The organism is Nostoc sp. S13 (assembly GCF_029379315.1).
In the GTDB taxonomy this organism is placed as follows: Bacteria; Cyanobacteriota; Cyanobacteriia; order Cyanobacteriales; family Nostocaceae; genus Nostoc.
This window is the reverse complement of sequence record NZ_JAQYWQ010000014.1, coordinates 37,249-58,688: the sequence shown is the minus strand read 5'-3', so window position 1 is coordinate 58,688 and position 21,440 is coordinate 37,249. Positions and strand designations below refer to the sequence as shown.

The 21,440-nt window shown below is 42.7% G+C and carries 23 protein-coding genes; 11 read left to right on the top strand and 12 right to left on the bottom strand.

Features of this window, described 5'->3' with window-relative positions; translation table 11 throughout:
• Positions 1-179: 179 nt before the first annotated feature.
• Together PUQ00_RS07360 and PUQ00_RS07355 are read left to right on the top strand one after the other, a co-directional pair.
• Positions 180-677 (top strand): hypothetical protein, encoded by a 498-nt coding sequence (locus PUQ00_RS07360; RefSeq protein ID WP_300414669.1) that lies wholly within the window; start codon positions 180-182, stop codon positions 675-677.
• Between the two features lie 95 nt (positions 678-772).
• Positions 773-1,105: a translation initiation factor gene (locus PUQ00_RS07355; RefSeq protein ID WP_300414667.1), complete on the top strand. Its 333-nt coding sequence runs from the start codon at positions 773-775 to the stop codon at positions 1,103-1,105.
• A gap of 384 nt (positions 1,106-1,489) precedes the next feature.
• Here the strand turns inward: PUQ00_RS07355 and PUQ00_RS07350 are convergent, their stop codons facing one another.
• The 4 genes from PUQ00_RS07350 to PUQ00_RS07335 form a co-directional block, all read right to left on the bottom strand.
• Complete coding sequence (locus PUQ00_RS07350; RefSeq protein WP_300414665.1) at positions 1,490-1,705, bottom strand: NAD(P)H-quinone oxidoreductase subunit O; 216 nt, start codon at positions 1,703-1,705, stop codon at positions 1,490-1,492.
• A 77-nt stretch (positions 1,706-1,782) separates the two neighbouring features.
• Positions 1,783-2,661 carry a DNA-formamidopyrimidine glycosylase gene (locus PUQ00_RS07345; RefSeq protein ID WP_300414664.1) on the bottom strand — a complete coding sequence of 293 codons (879 nt, stop codon included), beginning with the start codon at positions 2,659-2,661 and terminating at the stop codon, positions 1,783-1,785.
• A gap of 245 nt (positions 2,662-2,906) precedes the next feature.
• Positions 2,907-3,122 carry a photosystem I reaction center subunit IV gene (locus tag PUQ00_RS07340; protein WP_094349537.1) on the bottom strand — a complete coding sequence of 72 codons (216 nt, stop codon included), beginning with the start codon at positions 3,120-3,122 and terminating at the stop codon, positions 2,907-2,909.
• 310 nt (positions 3,123-3,432) lie between these two features.
• Positions 3,433-4,017 (bottom strand): PAP/fibrillin family protein, encoded by a 585-nt coding sequence (locus PUQ00_RS07335; RefSeq protein ID WP_300414660.1) that lies wholly within the window; start codon positions 4,015-4,017, stop codon positions 3,433-3,435.
• A 244-nt stretch (positions 4,018-4,261) separates the two neighbouring features.
• On the opposite strand from PUQ00_RS07335, the gene PUQ00_RS07330 reads away from it, so the two are divergent.
• The 4 genes from PUQ00_RS07330 to PUQ00_RS07315 all read left to right on the top strand — a co-directional run bounded on the left by PUQ00_RS07330 (position 4,262) and on the right by PUQ00_RS07315 (position 8,645).
• On the top strand, positions 4,262-4,501 hold the full coding sequence (locus PUQ00_RS07330; RefSeq protein ID WP_300414731.1) for a DUF3134 domain-containing protein: 240 nt from the start codon (positions 4,262-4,264) through the stop codon (positions 4,499-4,501).
• An 80-nt stretch (positions 4,502-4,581) separates the two neighbouring features.
• Positions 4,582-5,673, top strand: a complete 1,092-nt coding sequence (gene mraY / locus PUQ00_RS07325) for a phospho-N-acetylmuramoyl-pentapeptide-transferase (RefSeq protein WP_300414658.1) — start codon at positions 4,582-4,584, stop codon at positions 5,671-5,673.
• Between the two features lie 682 nt (positions 5,674-6,355).
• The gene (locus PUQ00_RS07320) at positions 6,356-7,483 is read left to right on the top strand and encodes a hypothetical protein (RefSeq protein ID WP_300414656.1); all 1,128 of its coding nucleotides are present in this window, start codon (positions 6,356-6,358) and stop codon (positions 7,481-7,483) included.
• A gap of 25 nt (positions 7,484-7,508) precedes the next feature.
• Positions 7,509-8,645, top strand: coding sequence for a hypothetical protein (locus PUQ00_RS07315; protein ID WP_300414654.1), 1,137 nt, complete (start codon positions 7,509-7,511; stop codon positions 8,643-8,645).
• Between the two features lie 190 nt (positions 8,646-8,835).
• On the opposite strand, the gene PUQ00_RS07310 is transcribed toward PUQ00_RS07315, so the two are convergent.
• From PUQ00_RS07310 to dtd, 4 genes are all read right to left on the bottom strand, one after another.
• Entirely contained in the window at positions 8,836-10,587 is a 1,752-nt protein-coding gene (locus tag PUQ00_RS07310; protein WP_300414652.1) for a diguanylate cyclase, read from the bottom strand.
• 137 nt (positions 10,588-10,724) lie between these two features.
• The gene (locus tag PUQ00_RS07305) at positions 10,725-11,237 is read right to left on the bottom strand and encodes a MogA/MoaB family molybdenum cofactor biosynthesis protein (protein WP_300414650.1); all 513 of its coding nucleotides are present in this window, start codon (positions 11,235-11,237) and stop codon (positions 10,725-10,727) included.
• Positions 11,238-11,345: 108 nt separating this feature from the next.
• Entirely contained in the window at positions 11,346-11,687 is a 342-nt protein-coding gene (psb28, locus tag PUQ00_RS07300; protein WP_300414647.1) for a photosystem II reaction center protein Psb28, read from the bottom strand.
• 104 nt (positions 11,688-11,791) lie between these two features.
• Complete coding sequence (gene dtd, locus PUQ00_RS07295; RefSeq protein ID WP_300414645.1) at positions 11,792-12,244, bottom strand: D-aminoacyl-tRNA deacylase; 453 nt, start codon at positions 12,242-12,244, stop codon at positions 11,792-11,794.
• A gap of 202 nt (positions 12,245-12,446) precedes the next feature.
• Between dtd and PUQ00_RS07290 the strand changes: the two genes are divergently transcribed.
• Positions 12,447-12,641 (top strand): hypothetical protein, encoded by a 195-nt coding sequence (locus PUQ00_RS07290; RefSeq protein WP_300414643.1) that lies wholly within the window; start codon positions 12,447-12,449, stop codon positions 12,639-12,641.
• 142 nt (positions 12,642-12,783) lie between these two features.
• On the opposite strand, the gene PUQ00_RS07285 is transcribed toward PUQ00_RS07290, so the two are convergent.
• Complete coding sequence (locus PUQ00_RS07285; RefSeq protein ID WP_300414642.1) at positions 12,784-13,890, bottom strand: GTP-binding protein; 1,107 nt, start codon at positions 13,888-13,890, stop codon at positions 12,784-12,786.
• Positions 13,891-14,026: 136 nt separating this feature from the next.
• Between PUQ00_RS07285 and cysS the strand changes: the two genes are divergently transcribed.
• From cysS to PUQ00_RS07265, 4 genes are all read left to right on the top strand, one after another.
• Positions 14,027-15,493, top strand: a complete 1,467-nt coding sequence (gene cysS / locus PUQ00_RS07280; protein ID WP_300414640.1) for a cysteine--tRNA ligase — start codon at positions 14,027-14,029, stop codon at positions 15,491-15,493.
• 55 nt (positions 15,494-15,548) lie between these two features.
• Complete coding sequence (locus PUQ00_RS07275) at positions 15,549-15,752, top strand: hypothetical protein (RefSeq protein WP_300414638.1); 204 nt, start codon at positions 15,549-15,551, stop codon at positions 15,750-15,752.
• Complete coding sequence (locus PUQ00_RS07270; protein WP_300414636.1) at positions 15,680-17,119, top strand: TldD/PmbA family protein; 1,440 nt, start codon at positions 15,680-15,682, stop codon at positions 17,117-17,119. Before PUQ00_RS07275 ends, PUQ00_RS07270 begins: the two co-directional genes overlap by 73 nt.
• Positions 17,120-17,234: 115 nt before the next feature.
• Positions 17,235-18,581, top strand: coding sequence for a TldD/PmbA family protein (locus tag PUQ00_RS07265; RefSeq protein ID WP_300414634.1), 1,347 nt, complete (start codon positions 17,235-17,237; stop codon positions 18,579-18,581).
• Positions 18,582-18,844: 263 nt separating this feature from the next.
• Here the strand turns inward: PUQ00_RS07265 and PUQ00_RS07260 are convergent, their stop codons facing one another.
• The 3 genes from PUQ00_RS07260 to PUQ00_RS07250 all read right to left on the bottom strand — a co-directional run bounded on the left by PUQ00_RS07260 (position 18,845) and on the right by PUQ00_RS07250 (position 21,385).
• Positions 18,845-19,015, bottom strand: a complete 171-nt coding sequence (locus tag PUQ00_RS07260) for a hypothetical protein (RefSeq protein WP_300414632.1) — start codon at positions 19,013-19,015, stop codon at positions 18,845-18,847.
• Between the two features lie 190 nt (positions 19,016-19,205).
• Positions 19,206-19,856, bottom strand: coding sequence for a DUF4276 family protein (locus PUQ00_RS07255; protein ID WP_300414631.1), 651 nt, complete (start codon positions 19,854-19,856; stop codon positions 19,206-19,208).
• 122 nt (positions 19,857-19,978) lie between these two features.
• A complete protein-coding gene (locus PUQ00_RS07250) occupies positions 19,979-21,385 on the bottom strand; it encodes an AAA family ATPase (protein ID WP_300414630.1) in 1,407 nt (468 codons plus the stop codon).
• Between the last annotated feature and the right edge of the window lie 55 nt (positions 21,386-21,440).

Sequence of the window (21,440 nt, the reverse complement as noted above, 5' to 3'; positions counted from 1 at the left end):
TCAAAGGCGGGATGGAATACTTGCGAAAATCGATCATCATGATATTCAAACGCTGTAGCTGGTGCAGTTATAAATTGAGTTGGTATATGTTTTTTCAATTCCAGGTGAAATAACAGGAATTCCAACTTTGTTTTTGCAACAGCAAGGCTTTTAGCAAATACAGGTGATGATGAAATCCCATGAACACAACAATATATAAAGAACGTAAAATAGTTTCGCGTCTATTTGCAGTGCTACTTTCCGCATTGCTAATGGTACCCTTGTTAAGTAGCTGCGGAGGCGGTGCCCGAAACGCTTCAGTACCACCACCTGTTGATGATAGTGTTGGTAGAACAGTGAGCGAGCGCAACGCTACAAACCAACCCGAAGCTAAAAAGGGATTGGGTACAGGGCAAAAAGTGGCACTTTTGGCGGGAGCTGCGGCACTTTATTACGTCTACAACCAGCATAAGAATGCTTCAAAAGAAGGAGCGCAAGGTAAGTACTATCTTTCTAAAAACGGGCGTGTATACTACCGTGATGCTGAAAAGCGCGCTCACTGGGTAACTCCACCATCAGAAGGAATTCGAGTACCAGAATCTGAGGCACGGCAGTATAGTCAGTTCCAAGGCTATAACGGGAGTACTACAGGTCGCGATCTAACTGGCATAACTTCATCCGCAGCTCCGGCACTCTAGATTCAGTGAAGCGTGTGTAAATCTAAAGCGGGTTTCCCGGAGGATAACGCCGATCGCGCACGTCGGAAACACGAACTTAAATCAGGAGACAGATTATGGTAGATGACTTTTTGCGAAAGGCGAAAGATTTCCTTTTGGGATCGGACAGCGATCAAGCTGACAAAGATGCCGAATTGCGCGATCGCAATGTACGTCCAGCCAGCGAAGACCCCTACGGTGATCCCGCAGACCCGGCATCTTACGGGAACGTTACCCCAGCCAGTCAAGACCCCTATGGCGACCCCGGAGATATCGCGTCTTACGGCAATGTTCGCCCAGCTAGTGAAGACCCTTACGGCGACCCCGCAGACAAAGGGGAGTTTGGTGACGTGCGTCCAGCCAGCGAAGACCCCTACGGCGACCCCGCAGATCAGGATTCCCGCCGGTAACGCGAAACTAATACTTTGTCAAGGTAGTAATGAAGGGTTTGTAATAAACACTTTAGTCCTTAACTTTTAAGGACTAAAGTCGTTACTACAAATTTGCTTACCCATCAACTTAAACTTTACAAACAAACAAAATCTCTCTCCTACAAGGAGAGAGATTTTTAATTTTCCCCCTTCCCGCGTCGGCAAGGGAATTAGGGGGTTAAAGCAACGCAGTTGCGTTTTTCCGACTTCAGGTGCTTGGGTTGAAGGCTAAGTGAGGCATTTACGCCTCACTGACCAAGTAACGCTAATGGACTAGCAACCTCTACGCTACTTGGTGAAAGCCTGGTAGAGCAAGTAGCTAAAATGAAATTAGAATCTCCGTCACAAAGCGAACGGGGAGTGTCAATTAAACTCTTCGACTTGATCCACACGTAACCAAATATTAGGTGTTGGTACTTTCCCAAACTTAATCAGGGCGTAATCACCCTTGATATCGACAATTTCGCCCTTGGTTTCAAACAAATAAGAAGGAAAGCGAGTATCACTGGCTTTGGCCTCCAGACTGTTTTCCAGTTTCTCGCGGACAGCGCGAACCATATCTCCTTTTTTGACTGCCATCAATTCCTCTCTCAAATTTGTAACTTCTTTCTATCTGCATTTTAAGAGAGTTCCGAGTTAGAAGTAAAAACTCCAAACTACAAACTTCTAACTCCCCCTAGCGTTTGACACTGCGAGCAAAAATGACTAGATCGCCCAGCTAACCTAATCCGTTCAATTGCTGTGCCACAAACTCGACAGGGTTCTCCAGCGCGGTTATAAACCCAGGCAACACCACCATAGTTGCCATTAGTACCTTTAACATTTAGGAAATTACTAAAAGTCGTACCACCAGCCTCAATGCTGGTTTCTAACACTTGGATTATGGCTGTTCGTAAACGCTCAATTTGCTTTAGCTGCAAATCTATACACAAAGTTTCAGGTAAAATTCCACTCTTAAACAATGCTTCATCAGCATAAATGTTACCTAATCCCGCTACCACAGATTGATCCAGTAGCGCAGTTTTAATCGGACGGCGACGGTTTTGGAGTTTAAGAGCTAGATATTCGACAGTGAATTCGGGGGAAAATGGGTCTGCTGCCAGTTTTGCCAAACCAGTCATAATACTTTCTACAGCAACACCAGACGGAACCCACCAGATTTTACCGAAGGTACGCTGATCAACAAAGCGTAATTCCTGCTGATCCCCAAAAAATAATCTGACCCGTGTGTGCTTATGTAATGGTTCATCTCGATGCAGCCATAGTAGTTGACCAGTCATTCGCAGATGAACCCCTAGCCAGCCAGTTGATGAGGAGGATGAGGGAGAAGGGGGGGAGAGTGTAGCGAGGAGATATTTACCGCGACGATACCAAGTAGCGATCGCATTCTTTTTAATCCCATCAACAAACTCACCGACAGAAAACGGGTAGGCGATGCTGCGATCGAGCAACACATCTCCACCCGTAATTTCTTGGTTGAGGGTCAATTGATTTAGACCCCTTCGGACTGTTTCAACTTCAGGCAGTTCAGGCATTCAAATTGATTAAGCAAGCAATTTTGATGTACTTGGGGAGTCAATAAAGAAGAGATAAGGTAGTATGTTATACACATGTACGTGGTTGCCGTACTACCAGAAAGAAACCGTAAATACCCACAGGACGGCTTCTCGTCGATTAGGGTAGGCTAGGATGAAGGATGAATAAACTGAAAGTTTTCAGACTTCATACTTAAGACTTCCCTTCATCATCGCATCAAACAACCCCCTTGTAGCTTTGCTGCTTATTTTTTAGGTGCTTTAGCCTTTGGTGCTTCAACCTCTACTAATTCATCCTGGGCAAAGTTGTTGGTATTGATACCAGAGTAATTTACCTTTTCAAAGCGGACAATTACTGGGTATTTGATGCCGCTTTGATCAATAGAAGCCACAGTTCCAAGATCCTGAAACCAGTAGGACTCAGGACGGAGAATACGTACTTTAGAACCACGTTGAACCATGATTATTTTCCCTTTATAGTTATCAATCGCCAATCTAGAGGGCTAATTGATTTCACTCTACAACCTGAAGGTCGCAGCAAGAGTCTTTGTTAAGTTATTTGTCTGGATTTGGCATTGGGCATTGGGCATGGGGCATTGGGTATGGGGCATTGGGTATGGGGCATTGGGCATTAAATATTAGTTATTTTTTCTCCCTCATCTCCCTCATCTCCCCACTCCCCACTCCCAAATTTAAAACGGTATTATACCCTACTTGACAAGGCACGCGTTATAGCGTACCTTCGTTCGCAAACGATCTTTTTGTACAAGCTTATGTTTTAGTTAAGACAAACACACTTCCCTCGTTACCTCTGCCAATCCGCAGATCGTTATCTATATAAGTGATATCTAACCAGCCTTGCTGTTTATCACTGTTTATGGCAACATCAATACCGGGAAATTTTCTACCAGCTTCAATTTGTTGGATAAAAGTTACCGGAGAATTGTATTCTATTAAACGTTGTAAGCCGATAATAGAACGCTCAAATTTAACTTGGACACGCCGATCTGAAACTGGCTCAAATTTAGCAGCAACGCTAACTAATCCTTCTAAATAAGGTAAGCCATAAATCTCAGCTATGTTGTAAACACTGGTAGTTTCTACCCGGATACACTGATAGATTTGACCCAGTTTGCACAAAGGTAGACGATCTAAGTTTAAAAGAGCCTTGCTGGTGGTGTATAGTAATCGCCAATTGCCATCTAGCAAATTACTAGCTTCCACCGGACGGGGTGTAGGATTAAAGTCTTCTAAATTGGCGATCGCTGCTAAGATAGCCTGTTTCTGTGCTTGAGTCGCCAGTAGACCGCGATTTGTAAGTGCGATCGCATCTATAAGAGCCGCTTTTCCCATCATCGCCTGTCACCTCAAAAATCACTCACTTTCCATCAGCATAAACAAGATATTCATCGCCTATGTATAGAACCATAAAAATTACTAATAATCGCTTGATGTCAGCCATACGCCTATTAAATAAAAAAATTTCTATCTCAATGCGGATTTATCAACTAAAGGGTTGAAAAGATAACTAAATAAATCCATGTCAAGTGATAGACTCTAAATGTCAACTTACGTAAACCTTTTCTTGTCCTCACTCGATATGTTGAACTCTCCATTACGTGAAGAACCCCGTAACCAACGAGCCGATGTCATCCCCCTAAAGCCAGAGTCCTCTTTGTTGGACTGGTTGCAAACCAACGGTCGGATCGTCGCGCGTGACATTCACGAACCGGATTTTCAAAATGACGAAGAAGGAATAGACTCCTTAATGGGTGTAGAAGATGGAATTGGCTACGACCTTGATGATGATGACGACGATATAGGAATCGCTGAGGATTAGCCTTTTCAGGTTAGGGACTTGGTTGTATCCCTAGTTCCTGGTATTCAGTTTTATTAAGTGTGGAGTGAAGGGAAACTTCTGTGGACGCTAAATTATCTCCTGAGCAAGGATTAAATATTTCTGGAATCGCTTTAGCCTGTTTATTAGCCATAGGGCTAGGTACAACAGCATTTTATTTGGATTCGATCGCCAATAGGCTACCGTGGCAAAGTATGTCATTAACCTTGCCACTATTATTGTGTGCGCTGGGTTCAGGTGTCGTGGGCTATTGGGTAATACCCCTACTTCAAGCACTCAAAACTGGACAAATAATTCGCGAAGATGGCCCCCAAGCCCATCTAAAAAAGGCAGGCACCCCAACAATGGGCGGTATATTTTTTATACCTGTAGGTGTGATAATTGCCTGCATATTGTCTAACTTTGCTACAGATGTGCTTGCAGTTTCGGCATTGACAATCAGCTACGGATTGATTGGCTGGCTCGACGATTGGCAAATTCTGCGCCGGAAATCAAATAAAGGTATATCTCCCATAACGAAACTGGCTTTACAGGTGGGTTTTGCGGCTGTATTTTGTATATGGCTGATGTTTAATCAACCTTCTAATATTACAAATATTGCTTTGCCTTGGGTAAGTTTTACATTACCATTAGGATTCTTATTCTGGCCTTTAGCAGGTTTTGTGCTAGTTGCAGAAAGTAATGCTACTAATTTAACAGATGGTATTGATGGCTTGGCAGCAGGAACAGTAGCGATCGCACTTTTGGCATTAGGCGCCTTGATCGCACCTACAGCTCCTGGGTTGATGGTTTTCTGTGCTGCTTTAAGTGGTGGGTGCTTAGGTTTCTTAGCCCATAATCGTAACCCAGCTCGCGTTTTCATGGGAGATACCGGTTCTTTAGCACTGGGAGGAGCTTTAGCTGCTGTAGCGCTATTGACAAACACCTTAGTCGCTCTGTTCATTCTCAGTGGTATCTTCTTTGTAGAAACTCTTTCTGTGATGGTACAGGTAAGTTATTACAAAGCCACGAAAGGCCCTGATGGCAAAGGCAAACGTCTTTTCAAAATGGCACCCTTACACCATCATTTAGAACTAACTGGCTGGTCAGAATTACAGGTGGTTGGAGTATTCTATGTCATCGCTGCTATATTGGCTACTATCTGCTTGGCGTAGGCGCAGCCCGCACTTCTCTACGCAGACGCTGCGTGCGCGTAGCTTGCTTCCCGTTCGCCCCTGGCGTCCCGTAGGGAAGGGTACGACTTGGCTCAGTGGCCACCGCAGGCATCGCTCCATTCTGAATCGTTTGAAAAACTACTCGAATATAAAATGACAACTCCCACATCTTCAGGGAGTTGTTTTTTTATTAGGAATTAGGAATTAAAGCTCTAACACTTCCAATACGGTTCGCTTTCAAGTTTCTAAGGTGTTGAACCTCGTAAGTTGGCAATGGTATTGTCTTGAAATAGGTATTATTTACAACTAAACTGTACGTAAAATATCATTAGCGTAGGCGTAGCCCGCACTTCTCTACCAGACGCTGCGCGTAGCTTGCTTCCCGTTCGCCCCTGGCGTCCCGTAAGGAAGGGTACGACTTGGCTCAGTGGCCACCGCAGGCATCGCCCTTAAGAAAAACTTTACGATTTACTGATCTTGTCACTATTGTCACTATTACATATCTGCTCATATGATATAAGTCCATACAAAACTTACTGAGTATGTAGTAAATACTTAAGTGTGGAATATAGCACTATAAATGCCCCAAAGGCGATTCCACGATTGACTCATGAAGATGAAATTACAGATTTAGTATAAATTTCGATGAACCACGCAGTTATTTAGGTCTGAGGAGTTTTAAGTGGATAAAAAACAAAAGAGGCACAACAGCAAGAAGATTTATCAACTGACTGTTGTTAAGTATATTTTCTATATTTTAGGGGCAAGTCTGGTAACTTCCTTCACAGCATTAATGGCTATTTCAGTTAATCCCGCAGTTGCTGAAGATAATATTGTCATTGTTTCTCAAGAACAACAGACTCCATCCTTAGAGGATAAAATTATTTTTGAAAAACAACAGACTGCATCTTTAACTGAATCAGGCAAGACTCAAACCCCAAAAGCGATTGTTTTTCCGAAAGTAAACTCTTCAAATCTCAGTCCAGCACAGATGCTGATGATATCACCAAAGCAAGGTGATCATCAAATTCTATTACAAGCTCAAACTCCCTCTGTTGACTCCCAAACTCAATTAAATGATAGTGAATTACGTCAAAGGCTAAAAATTAAGCCTTTGTTTGGAGGTGGTAAACAAAGCTATATTCCTAGCCTCAGCTTTGGCATTCCCAGTGCTTTCGGAGCTAACTGGGGAGACTTTTTCGTGCAAGCATCAGGAGCAACTCGCAAAGAGCGCAATGGCAATGGTGGTTTGGATGGGAGTATCAGTGCGGGTTTTGGTTTGGGAGATAGCCAAAAGTCAATCGGTTTAGAAGTCGCCTTCAACGAAGGTAGTATCAAAAACTTTGGTGATAATGGAACCTTCGATCTTAAAGCTCACCGTGTTCTCTCTACTAGTACTACCAATCAAATTGCGGCTGCTGTTGGCTGGAATACCTTTGCCCAGTATGGGAATGAAGGAGTGGCTGATTCTAGTGTCTATGGTGAAGTTACAAGTGTCTCCCTGTTGCAACCTAACAGTCCTCAAAATCAGATGCCATTGGCACTTACCGTAGGAGTGGGAGGCGGCAACTTCCGTGACGGAAATGACGACGTTGGGGTATTTGGAGGCGTGGGTTTGCAAGTTCATCCTCAAGTAGGTATCGGTGCATCTTGGAGTGGAGTAGCTTTAAACGCTGGGCTTTCTTTCGTTCCTGTCCAAACTATTCCTCTGACGATTCAGCTTGAAGGTTTAGACCTGACGGATCGGACTGCTGGTGGTAGTGCCGTACTTTTGAGTGTCAGCTATGGTTTCAATTTCTTGCCCAAGTAAATCCCTTTATTTTCAGAGAATCACTATGATCAAAATCAAGTCTCTAATCCTTGCTCTAAGTCTAAGTCCTCTGCTTTTGAGTACTTGGCAATTGCCAAGCCAAGCTCGCCCTCTCCCGATCGGGCAGAGGGACAGTCTGGGAATCAGTGGTCATACAAGTGGTAATAACTCTGATGCCGCAAGTGGTACTATTTTTTCAGTGCCTGTCACTCTTCAAAATGGTGGCACAACAAAATTTGGCAACATTACAGTGACTAATAGTGGTGGAATATTTAAAATTACTGTACCGCCAAATATTCAAAATATTCTGAATACATCTGCACAAAGGGCTGTTGTCACCTTACAAACTGGCGGTTTGACACAACAACAAATTGCAGCTTTGGTTGGGGCGGCGGCTCCTGTTATTGTGAATAGAACTGAAGCGCCAGTTCCTGGTCGGATTTTTGTAATTGTGAATATTATTCAACCGCTAGTTCCTGGTGGCGGATCGTTGTTAACAGGTAGTGGTAACAGTAAAAGTTTTGCCACTCTAGCGGCTGCCATTAAATATGTAAAGACTGCAATTACTACACTACCTGTCAAAGGCTCTATTTATGTTCTAATTGGTGGTAACACAACAGTTATACCTCCTATTCAAGCCCCAACCCTTAATAGTTCACCAATAGAAACTGTAAAAAAGGTTGTTACAGTCAATAAACCTAATGGGGAAACATTTAATTTTGAAATAGTTGGCCCACGGGATAAGGTTAAGAATGCAGCCATTGTTCTAGCATTTGTGTTGGCAGCCGGAGTTGATCCTAGTGCTGCGAATACTGCGATAAGCCTGGGGTTAACAGGGGCTGATCCTCTATCCATAACCGATTTAATCTTGAGCCTCAACGGTCTGGTAACAAACCAGAATGCTGTCGGTCTGGTAACAAACCAGAACGCTGTCGGTCTGGTAACAAATCAGAACGCTGTCGGTCTGGTAACAAATCAGAACGCTGTCGGTCTGGTAACAAACCAGAACGCTGTCGATCTGACTAAACTCAATCAGGCAATTAATGCCTACAATGCCATTGTAGATAAAGCTGATAGAAATTCTTTAAAAGCTTTGAATAATACTCCTGAATTTACGAATATTGGAGGGTTATTGCGAAATACTAGAGCGCCTCTAGATTAAAGGCTCCAAATCTTTTGGTGAACTACAAGCAAGACTTTAGCCAAAAAAGAGTATGAAGAGATACGGCTAATGTAGTAGTGTTATTGTCTTCCACTCCCCTTCTAAACTGTGTTCCTTATATAGATTGAGTTTTAAGCATTTAGAACTTATCTATAAAACCCTGATTATGAGGGTAGCGGTAGAACCGGAATTAATTATAGGTATTTATATACTCCATAACCCGATTCTTCCCTTTTCGCTTTGCCTCAAGCATCGCTTGATCTGCCCGATTCAGAAAATCCTTAACTGTAATTCCTGGTTCTGATACAGCTATTCCAAAAGAAGCCGTGATGCCTTCGAGGATATGATCGCCGTCCTTCAACTGCATTTGTTCAACATCTACTCTTAGTTGTTCTACTCGCTTCCTGAGCGTTTCCAGCGTCATATTAGGCATCACAATTACAAATTCTTCACCACCCCATCTGCAAGCAATGTCAAAGGAGCGAATAGATTTTAAGAGCAGTTTTGCTAATCCCTGAAGAACAATGTTGGCAGTCAAATGCCCATAGCGCGAGTTGTAAGATTTAAAGTTATCGATATCAAGGAAAATAACACTTAGAGGTTGTGCCGACCGTTCAGCTTCCGCCAACCTCTGTTCCGTTATAGTTTGCAGATAGTTTTGATTGAATAGTTGGGTCATTGCATCCCGCAAGTTATCATGGGTTAGACGTTCTTTTATCGATATATTATTCAGTGCAAAGGCTAAGGATCTAGCAATAATCTCAGTAGTTTGTTGCTCTTCTGGACTAATTTCTTCAAGGGCATAGATGTGTAAAACCCCAACTACTTCGCCTTGTCCAAACAAGGGAACACATAAATGTGCGCCGCTAACAGGCTGTACTAAGTGGCTGCACATCAGTCCTGAGTTGCGAGGCGATAAAAGGTTGAATTTCCCTCTCCGCAATGCCCAACACTGAGATTGTGAAAATATTTCTTTACTGCTTCTTTCACGTCCCCAAATACTATTGATCTGAACATAATTCTTGGAATTAGCAATTATACAGATACAACCACTCATATTAGGAAACAGCTTGGAACAGGTTAAAGCGACCACTTGATACACCTCATCTTCAGACTCGCAGGAATAAAGCATATCCGCCATATCTGAGAGAGATATAAGTTCCTGTTTTTTTGCCTCTAATTTCAGTGTTTTTTCTTCTAGCTGCCGATTTATGTCAGTGAGCGATCGCTGTGTTTCTATGGATTCTGTAATATCAATACTGATCCCACCGATGCGGTTAGCGCCCGTTACGTAATCGCAAAACGGAAACTTAAACGATAGCCAGTAGGACGTCTGATCATTACCAGGTTTTTTTACCTGTTCAATCACCTTCAAGGGGCGTAGAGTCCTCAAAACGATTTTATCGTTTTCTATTACCTGCCGCGCCTCTTCTGGATCTGGGAAGAATTCATTATCCGTTTTCCCCAACCATTGTTGTGAATCTATCGAAAATATAGACTGTAGCTCCTGGTTGTAGTAGAGCATTCTAGATTGCTCATCTTTAATATAGGCCCCAAACGGGCCATTATCTAGGAATAGCCCTTGCATCTGCTGGCTGCGTTTAAGTTCGCAGGTATCTTCTTGATATTTGCCGATCGCCTCTACAATTTGATAAGCGGTTGGCATCAGGTAGAGCAGGGCAGACAAGGAAATAAACGCCATTAAGTCGAGCAGACCTAAGTGCAGCAGCGAGACTGCCATATGTGGCTCAAAGACCGCCAGAAGATGATGAAATCCGCACAATAGTATGAATCCACCTGATAAGAAAAAGGCTAGCCAAAACTTAGAAGGGATAGTTGCCTTAGTTTTGGCAAAGAAAACCCCTATTATAGTAGGGATGCCAAAGTATGAAAATGCAGTGATGCCGTGAGCAATTATCCAATTCCACTGAATAGGCTCCATTGCTGACCTGATATTAACATTTTATCCCTTATACTATAATTCTTGGTAGATTGAAGATGTATGCATAGAAGGGATGATTTTAGAGCGTGATGTGTTAGTTTTACAAAAATTATCATGGTAACTTTCTGAAAGGCTGCTCATTTCACCCCCTTACAAACCTGATTTACCAAGTGAGTGAGTTCCGGCACAATCAGTTTTTCCATCGCCAGTCGCACAGCATTAGTGGAACCAGGAAGCGAGAAGATTAATTTATTTTGATAAACACCAGCAACAGCGCGAGAAGCGATCGCCCGCGAACCAATTTCTTGATAACTTAAAAAACGAAATAACTCACCAAATCCCGGTAACGTTTTCTCTAATAACTTCTCAATAGCATCGTAGGTAGTATCTCTTGGTGCAATACCTGTGCCGCCATTGAAAATTACAGCATCCAAATTTGAGCTTTTACCCAGATTTTCTATCTGTCCTTGTATTTGTATTGGTTCATCTTTAATAATTGTGTAGGCTCCTACAGCATAGTTAGCACCAAGGAGTAATTGCTGAATTAGCTGGCCACTTTTGTCTGTTTCAAAAGTGCGTGTATCGCTGACAGTAACCACAGCACAAGTTACCATAATTACAGGGGAGTCTGGGTGAGGTTGTTGTGTCATCGGTTAAGCTTTCAACTTGTGATCACGAGTAATTTTGCATGGGAAATAGCACATTGGACATGAAAATAATTACTTATGCCCAATGCCCAATGCCCAATGCCCAATGCCCTATTTTTCAGCTTTGCTCAGTCCCAGATCGTTTTCTTCAGCATATCGCTCCATGAAGCGCATAAAGCGATCCCATTCTTGGGCTGATTTCATCACGTAAAGTGCTTCTAATTCTTCCGGTTTTCCGTTGACAAATTTAGCCTTAACTTCACGGGTAATTATTTCCCCTTCTTCGTCAATTAAATACATCCCGGTAATATCTTCGGTGCTGCCTTGATCTAAAATCTTGGGATTCGTAAAAATAAACGTTGCTGTACCACTCTCGCCAGTGCGCGATCGCGTCAAGCGCACTTCTGGAGTTACTTCTTCGTCAAGACCTTTAAAAAACTGGATTTTCGCCATGATGAATGAATTTAAACTTTTGTGATGGTTAATTTAATATTCTCTCACCAATTAGAACACCACGGTCTAAAGGCTACTGTTATTCATCTTTCTAGTGTATATACTTAAATTGTTTCTTTTTCAAGTAACAAAGTTACGGGGCCATCGTTTTCAATTGTAACTTGCATCATTGCACCAAATTGACCTGTTTCCACCTGCAAACCGCTAGCTCTTAACTTGGTAACAAAACGATTATACAAATCTTCTGCCGATTTGGGAGCGGCTGAACGGTCAAAAGAAGGACGGCGACCTTTGCGACAGTCACCATAAAGGGTAAATTGACTGACTACTAACAAATCACCGCTAATTTCTTGTACAGATTTTTGCCAACGGTCATCTCCTTGCTCGTCAGGAAACAGCCGCAATTCTAAGCACTTACGTACCATCCAGTCGATTTCAGCATCAGTATCGGTATTGGCTATACCTACGAGTAAATTTAGCCCCCGCCCAATTTTGCCGACAATTTCATGATTAACTGTAACTTGAGATGATTTAACTCGCTGGATGATAACGCGCATTTTAATCTAAACGTTGATGAACGTATCAATTTTAGAGCAATGTCTACGACGGGCTGTGACGCTACGTTACAACAAGTTGTTCAGGAAATTTCAGAAATTACTGATCAACGTATCCAGAATAATATTGCAGCCTCAGCGTTCATTCTGGCTGCACTAGTAGTTAGAGAAAGAGATAATTCAACAATTGCTGCGGAGGGAACTTATGCAAGAGTCAGTAACTTATCAAGCTATCCTTGCTGAAGGTTTAGCCGAAGGTCGTGCCCAAGAAGTGCGGCGTGTAGCGATGAATTTGCTCAAAGAGGGAATCTCGGTGGAAATAGTGGCGAAAGTGACGGGGTTAACCGTGGAGCAGGTAGAGCAGTTGGCAAGCGAAGAAGCTAGTAATGTTGGGGAGTGAGGAACCGATGTCTACGATAGTCCTACGTTATTCTCGCATTTTCATTACTCAAAATCGATGGCGGAGCTATTGGGAATGCATTCCCAGGTGGAACCTGGGAACGAGTACGAATGTTAAACTCTTAATTCCTCACTCCTAACTTTTATTTCCCAAACCCTTTACCGCGAGAGGTTGAAGGTAGACAAATGCAGTTTTGGAGTTGAGTAATTAAAGCCTCACGATCCAAATTTTGACCAATCAGCACTAATTGGTTTTTCAATTGACCTTGCCATTCATCATCATCCAAGGTGAAGCGTTTACCGCAAAGGTGGAAAATATGACGCTTCGGACTTTCATCAAACCACATAATCCCCTTCGCTCGGAAGATATTTGAGGGTAGCTGGTTATCTAAGAAATACTGAAACTTCTTAATAGAAAAAGGCTTGTCACTTTGGAAAGATATGGAAGTGAAACCATCATTTTCTAAATGGTCAGAATGATGGTGATGATCGTGATGGTCATGGTCATGATCGTGATGGTCATGACCGCATGTTGAGTGATCATGGTCATCATGATCGTGGTCGTGATCGTCGTGGTCATCTACCACTGTGTCAAAATATTTATCAGATTCAAACAGACCAACACTGAGAATTAAAGGAAGTGGCACTTGCGATCGCGTGGTGCGAATAATTCTTGCTCCTTCCTTAACTTCGTTAATTTTTCTTTCTAACTCCTTCAAAGTGGCTTCATCAACCAAATCAGTCTTGTTCAGCACAATGACATCACCATAGGCAATCTGGCTGTATGCGGCCTCAGAGTTGAATAAATCTAGGCTATAATTCGCCGCATCTACCACGGTAATAATCGAATCCAGACGAGTTAAATCACGCAACTCTGTGCCCAGAAATGTTAAAGCTACTGGTAGCGGATCTGCCAATCCAGTTGTTTCCACGACTAGATAATCTAGATTTTCTTGGCGTTCTAAAACTTTGTAAACTGCATCTACCAAATCATTATTAATGGTGCAGCAGATACAACCATTATTTAGTTCCACCATGTTCTCACCAGTGGAAACAATTAGCTCGTTGTCGATGCCAATTTCGCCAAATTCATTCACGAGAACAGCGGTTTTCAAACCCTGTTGGTTGTTGAGGATATGATTAAGTAAAGTCGTCTTGCCACTACCGAGGAAACCCGTAATAATTGTTACTGGCATTCCTTGTTTGGGCGTATCCATTGCGGAAGATTCGGGTGTAACTGCTGATTGCATAGCGCTGTTATCAAATGTCAAAAAATAGTAATGTAGCGCAGATAGTCCAGAAAACATTAGCATAGGGATGCTGGACTGTCATCCCAGCTGCCTTACCCTATTATTACGTATCTCTGTATTTCAGCATTACTCTGTTATGACCCTAACCGTTTACAATACCCTCACCCGTCGTCAAGAACCGTTTGAAACAGTCGAACCAGGCAAGGTTAAGATGTATTACTGCGGCGTGACGGTGTACGACTACTGCCATCTGGGTCATGCTAGAGCTTGCATCGTTTGGGACGTAGTGCGCCGATACCTCCAGTTTATCGGCTATCAAGTGCGATATATCCAAAATTTTACTGATATTGATGACAAGATTCTGAATCGAGCTTGTGTTGAACATTCATCAATGGAAGTTGTAGCCGATCGCTTTATCAAAGCATATTTTGAGGATATGGCGCGATTGGGAATCAAAGAAGCTGATGAGTATCCCCGTGCTACCCACACGATGAATGGCATTCAACGATTAATTCATGAGTTGGAAAACAAGGGTTTTGCTTACCCCTCTGACGGCGATGTGTATTATGCAGTACGACAGTTTTCTGAGTATGGCAAGCTTTCGGGACGCAAGTTAGAAGATATGCAAGCGGGTAAAAGCGATGCCTACGGCGGGCTACGCCTACGCGTGAACGTAGAAGATCCAGACTACCAGAAAAAGAAAGATCCCTTTGATTTTGCTTTGTGGAAGGCAGCAAAACCGGGAGAACCAGCTTGGAAATCACCTTGGGGCGCAGGTCGTCCGGGGTGGCATATAGAATGCTCGGCAATGGTACGCGATCGCTTGGGTGATACCATAGATATTCATACTGGTGGTAGTGACTTAATTTTTCCCCACCATGAAAACGAAATTGCCCAATCAGAGGTTGTGACAGGAAAACCCTTAGCGCGTTACTGGTTACATAACGGCATGGTGAAGGTAGATGGTGAAAAAATGTCCAAATCTTTGGGCAACTTTATCACTATTCGAGAATTGCTGGATCGAGGAGTTGACCCGATGGCAGTACGGTTGTTCGTGCTGACCGCTCAATATCGCACACCCATAGATTTTACCGACGAAGCGATCGCCGCAGCAACCAACGGTTGGCACACCATTAAAGAAGGTTTACTCTTCGGCTACCAATACGGCAAAAAACTAGGCTGGGAAGTGGGAACTAGCTCACTACTCCCTGAAACTGTTGAACGTTTCCAAGAAACTGTGAATAATGATTTTAATTTTCCTGGTGGGTTAACGGTACTGTTTGAATTAGCCAAAGAACTGCGTCGTGAGGGAAATATTCTTGTGCATGAAGGGAAAACCGAAACATCACCAGATGAGTTACAACGTCAATGGCAAACTCTGATCACATTAGCTGGAATTTTGGGTTTAGAAGCCGAGATAGAAACAGAAACTCACACCAGTAGTGGTTTAAGCGATGCGGAAATTGAGGCGCGAATTCAGCAAAGGCAAGAAGCACGTATTGCCAAGAATTTTGCTGAAAGCGATCGTATTCGTGACGAACTTCAAGCAGAAGGTATTACGCTAATTGATAGTCGTGATGGCACACGCTGGCATCGGAATTAGAGGGGAGTGGGGAGTTAGGAGTTAGGAGTTAGGAGTTATAAAAATTCTTTCCCCAATGCCCAATGCCCAATGCCCAATGCCCAATGCCCAATGCCCAATGCCCAATGCCCCATGCCCCATGCCCCATGCCCAATGCCCAATGCCCAATGCCCAATGCCCAATTCCCAATTCCCAATTCCTTAAATTATGTGGTCTGAACTTAAAAAAGCGATCGCTAGTTTCGATATTCCTGCTGATTGGATTGGTATCAGAGCCGTAAAAGAGACTTCAACTATCCGGTCAGTCCGTGACGCCTTACCCCAGTTAAATAGCAAATCCTTCACTGTAGGAGCCATGCTGGAAGTTTTGGTTAATGGCTGTCTGGGTTATGCAGCTACTAACTCTCTGGAATTACCGTCTCTACAAGCTGCTGCTCAAACAGCCTATAAACAGGCGCTAGCAGCCAGTGAATGGTGGATACATCCTTTCAGTGAAAGTCAGCGCCCTAAAGTCGTTGGTGAATATCACTCTCCATTTCTTGAGCCATTGGATGCTCTGAGTCCGGGAGAAATCAACGATTTACTGGTTCGTATTTGCCAAACGCTGAAAGTTGACGACAAGATTGTGCAAACCATAGCCAGTGCTAGCACAACCGAGAGAGAATCTTGGTTTGTCAGTAGCAACGGTTCAGAAGTCTATCAAAAAATACTATCTATAGGCACTAATTACGGAGCCACTGCCCAAGATGGGGTGATTGTACAGCAGCGCAGTCACAATGGTTCCCAGGCAAACTGTTACCAAGGCGGACTAGAGCTTTTAAAACAAGAAGATTTATGGCATCGGGTGCGGCAAATTGGCAAACAAGCACTAGAACTCTTGACAGCTGAGGAATGCCCAACCAGCCGTACCAATTTAGTTTTAGCCCCAGATCAAATGATGCTGCAAATCCATGAAAGTGTCGGGCATCCTCTAGAAATTGACCGAATTTTGGGAGATGAGCGTAACTATGCTGGGGGCAGCTTTGTTAATAAAAGTGATTTTGGCAACCTAGTATATGGTTCGCCACTGATGAATATTACTTTTGATCCCACCGTGCCTGGTGAATTTGCCAGCTATGGTTTTGATGATACGGGTGCTGTAGCAACGCGGGAGTATTTGGTTAAAGAAGGTGTACTCCAACGGGGTTTAGGCAGTCTGGAGAGTCAAGTAAGAGCAGGTGTAGCAGGAGTTGCCTGTGCCCGTGCCTCCTCATGGAATCGACCAGCGATCGATCGCATGGCAAACTTGAATTTAGAGCCTTTAAACGCTACCTTTGAAGACATTATTGCTGGGATAGAACACGGCGTTTATATGGAATCTAACCGCTCTTGGTCAATTGACGATCGCCGCTACAAATTTCAATTTGGTTGCGAGTACGCTAAATTAATTGAAAACGGTAAATTTACTAAAACCCTCCGCAATCCGAACTATCGCGCTACAACACCAGAGTTTTGGCACAGCTTAATCCAAGTAGGAAATGCTGACAACTGGCAAATGTATGGTACTCCTTATTGTGGTAAAGGAGAACCAAATCAGGCCATTTGGGTAGGACATGGTTCACCTGTTTGTGTATTTGCTAATGTCGAAGTTTTTGGCGGAGGAACTTGAAAAAGTTATGAGTGATGAGCTATGAGTTAGGACTTGGTAGTTATAAGTTAGGAGCAAAGACGCTTTGCTCCTAACTTCCTCCCTCTTTTGATTTTCCTATTAATATTTAATATCTATGAAACTTGAGGAATTATCTGCGTTAGAAGTCAGCTTTTATCGACTGATTGAAACTCTAATTATCAAAAAAGCAGAGAATGAACAATTTACCGTAAGACTAAGCAGTGAAAGAAGTCAATTTACTCGTTTCAATCATGCGAAAGTACGACAAACTGGTTGTGTTGCTGATGGTTGGATCGAACTAACTTTGATGGCAGATAAACGCAGCAGTGTTCGACAGTTTCCCTTTACTGGAAATTGGGACGTAGATTGGCAGTTAGCATATGCTGCTTTGCAGGAACTACGTGACGAACTTATTCTACTACCCATTGATTCATATTTAGTTTTACCATCAGGAAATAATACCAGTCGAGAAATACATTATGGGAATTTATTGGCGGCGGAAGCAGTAGTACCAACTGTGCTAGAACTAGTTGCTGAATTAGATTTTACAGGCATATATGCAGGGGGAGTGGTAATTAAAGCTTATGGTGACTCTAACGGACAGAAACACTGGTTTGCTACTGATTCTTTTACCTTAGATTATTCTCTATTCACCACCTCTGAACAAGCAGTTAAGGGCACATTTGCCGGAAGTGATTGGGATAAATCTACTTATGTAGCCAAAATTAGCGAAGCCAAAAAGCAACTAGAATTACTTTCTCGCCCAGCTAAAGAATTGCCACGGGGACAATACAAAACTTATTTTGCACCTGCTGCTGTTGCAGATTTATTAATTATGCTTTCTTGGGGGTCTCTAAGCGAAGCTGATATCCAACAAGGAAACAGCGCTTTAGCTGCTCTATGGCGCCAAGAAAAACAACTTTCGACTGCATTTAGTTTGAAAGAAAACTTTCAACGGGGATTAGTACCGCGATTTAATGAATTGGGAGAAATAGCAGCACTGGAGTTACCTATAATAGAAAAAGGAGATTTGATAAATACTTTGGTAAATTCTCGGACTGCTAAAGAATATGAAAAAAATGCCAACGGCGCTAATAGTTCAGAGACTTTACGAGCGCCAGAAGTGAGTCCGGGAAATTTAGTATTTGAGCAGATTCTTCCGACTTTAGATACAGGACTATATGTATCTAATTTGCATTACTTGAATTGGAGCGATCGCCAAACTGGTAGAATCACAGGCATGACCCGTTATGCTTGTTTTTGGGTAGAAAATGGAGAAATCATTGCCCCCATTGAAAACTTGCGTTTTGATGAAAGTCTTTATCGCTTTTGGGGAGAAAACTTAGTAGATTTGACCACTTTTCAAGAATTCATTCCCGAAGTAGGTACATACGAAAGTCGTCAACTGGGAGGTAGTTTAGTTCCCGGTATGCTGGTGGAAGATTTTACATATACTTTGTAATCATCTGCTGACAGCCTATCAAAAACCAACAGATAGAAATAGGCTCTATTGCTCCCTTTATCGTTCCTAATATTAAATACATGCTTTTTTAAAGCTGTTATCCTTATATATAAAGGGTTTTACAGTTTTCCAGCTTGGTATTTAATAATAGCGTAAGTCACTTGAGCATAAGGCGGGGGATAGAACCTAAAAATCTACCCTAACGGGGAGGTGACATTGGAGCAATGATAAACAAATTATTACTTATGAGAAGTGTCATCCTATTAAGCTAGAGAAACGTAGACATCGCTATTTCCAAAACCAACAATATCATTGCGACCATCGCCGTTGATATCACCAAGCTGACGTGGATATTGGTTAAAGCTAGTCCATCCACCATCAACGACAGTAAAACCATAGTCCAGAGCTACAAAAGCCTGACCGAAGGTGCTCATTATAATGCTCCTCTAATGAATAATTTTGCACGTAGTAAAACCACGTACCTATTTAGTATTCAGTTTGAATTTTGGGAACTACACAAATCATTTACAAACCTTTACATTACTCTCCCGGTATGCTGTTGGAGCATTTTATATATAATAATGTTCATGTAAATATCCTCTATAAATGCAAAATTTTGCATCTCTATAAGGAACACCAACCTTGTGTTTTTATAACTTGTTGAATTTCAGTTTCCAGTAATTGAAAAGCAGACAAAGCTCTTAGTGGTGAAAAATCATCAATTAGTTCAGCTAATGGGTGTACACGTTGGTTAACCGAGAATTGCTTTAGCCGCCGACCTGTCAACTCACTAGCTTCGTACAGAAGTCCATAGAGAATATCTTTTGGATCAGGTAGTTGTTCAAGTTTACAGATATCTGGCAGTTGTAATGGCTGACGCCCACGAGGATTCCCTGCCGCCTTCCGTAGCGCTGCTTCGTCAAATAAGAGCCACGCCTCCTGCATAGGCACCGGAATCACACAAATATGAGGTGGCACTACTACTGATTTTTTAACTACTTCTTCTAGCGCTTCTAAAATTTCTGTTATACGTTTTTCGCGTGGTTCTCTTTCTGCATCTCGATGGATAAACAAGAGATCACAAGGATAGAGTTCTAAGCTGTTGATAATACGGGGTAATAACTTTTTCGGTGGTTTGGGTAAGCGTCGCAAATCTGCCCAATTAGACTGGATAGCACACTCAACCTGATGCGCCCGTAATAACCAAGTGAGGATAGGCATCAGTGCTTTATCTGAGCTGCCGTCTGACAGCAAAGTGTAGCAAAGTTCTTTCATGCCTATTCACTAGGAAAACCGGGAATTAGTAGTTGAAGATCAGCTCTATCCACAACTCGATGTTTCTTCGGTTGTGTTGGTTTTGATTGCTGAAGATTTCCTACTTTTCCATTGCTATCAGGCTATAATTCACCAAGTACTACCGGATTCAAGTAAGCAAGTAATTTGTTTTTAGGTACATCATTCATGCCTTCTGGGTCTTTTTGTCGCCAAGTTTCAGGTAGACAAGCAAACGACACTCGCTTAAATCGCTTCCCTGAATCTACTGTTTCCTTTAATTCAGCAACCAATAGGCTGTCGTCAGGTACTTGCATAACTACTGAAGGTGAGTGAGTATTTATGATTACTTGACGAAGGGGGTTATCTATCCCAATAGGTTCATTAACATCAGTAGCAATGTCTTGAAGTAGTTGGAGTATTTTGGGAATACGCTCTGGATGAATACCGTTTTCCGGTTCTTCTAAACACAAAAGACCTTGTGCTTGAGGGTCTAATTCTAGAACTGCTAATGCCAAAAAGCGCAGGGTTCCATCTGATAGCGCCCTTGCTGGATGTGATGTGCTGTCTTTGCCAGTAACTATTAGCGTCAGAATTTCGCGTCGTTCATCCCGGTCAATTCCTACTTCATCCACATCGTCAATAAGTTCTGCCAGCCGATTCGCAACTTGGCTATAAACTTGTGCTTCCGCCTCATCATCTGACAGTCCATTTGTTGGATGATTTTTGTTGAACCGTGCCAAGTGATAGAGTGTTGCAGCTAAGTGAGAACCATCCATGTCTAATTTTGTAGGCGATGTAAATTCGTCTGGTTGCCGTAGTGCTGAAGGCTCTAACTGAAGTAGCCGCCAGGATTGCATTTCCCGTCGTGCCAGCAATACTGTTGGACTTTCCGCCGCATTAGCCACAGAAAGCACGGTTCGGGGAAGATTGGCAGCTAATCGAGACAGAGGTTTCCCTTTAATACCATCTTGATGTAGCTTAATAACTCTCCTATCTTTATCACCTTCAGTTGAAATAAATGGTGAAGTTCTTTTTCCCTTAACTGCGGATTTACGCCACTCAACACTGTGAGGAAACAATAAGTTTTTTCTGGCATCACCAAGGTTGATGTGAACTAACTCTTCTTTGATGATTTCCAGCGATCCTAAAGACCGTAAACTATGATCTGAACGGTAGGCTAAAGTGAGAGAGTAACGAAGAAAGGTAATACTAGCTTTTGCCTGTTGTCCTAAATCATCTACGCCTTCCTCCGGTACTATCATTTCTGCCTCAAATAATATTTTACCTGCATATTCATCACCAACTCGGTGAAATAAACTACGCACATCTGTTGTTCGTGCTTCTTCATCTCGCACAGATAACGCAGCATCAATTAGGGTTCGATCAGCGATCGCACTTAAAAATCTAATAGCATCAAATAAGTTAGATTTCCCCACCCCATTAGCCCCGGCTACACAGGTAAATGGCCCGAAGCGGACATCAACATTGACGAGGTTCTTAAAACCAGAAACTTTCAACCTAGTTAGCATAATATTCCTCTGTTGGCAGAAAACATTATAAATTTGCCAAGCAGATGTGGCTCAC